Raw genomic sequence first — 228 nt, 5'->3', positions numbered from 1 at the left:
ATGTTAACCACTACACCACGGGACCATTTGGTTGCGGGGACAGGATTTGAACCTGCGACCTTCGGGTTATGAGCCCGACGAGCTACCGTGCTGCTCCACCCCGCGATGATATAAATAGCTTGGCGACGTCCTACTCTCACAGGGACAAGGTCCCAACTACCATCGGCGCTAGAGAGCTTAACTTCCGTGTTCGGTATGGGAACGGGTGTGACCTCTCTGCCATCATCA

At 54.8% G+C, this 228-nt stretch carries 1 tRNA gene and 1 rRNA gene; both read right to left on the bottom strand.

Going from position 1 to position 228, the window contains the following annotated elements:
- Nucleotides 1-28: 28 nt before the first annotated feature.
- Nucleotides 29-105 (bottom strand) — tRNA-Met (locus MR070_RS27005).
- A gap of 12 nt (nucleotides 106-117) precedes the next feature.
- Nucleotides 118-228 (bottom strand): 5S ribosomal RNA (gene rrf, locus MR070_RS27000); the annotation flags it as partial.

The sequence above is a fragment of the Bacillus cereus group sp. BfR-BA-01453 genome (genome assembly GCF_022662915.1).
GTDB lineage: Bacteria > Bacillota > Bacilli > Bacillales > Bacillaceae_G > Bacillus_A > Bacillus_A paranthracis.
Note: the sequence above shows the minus strand (reverse complement) of the source record. Positions and strands in the feature narration are given on the sequence as shown.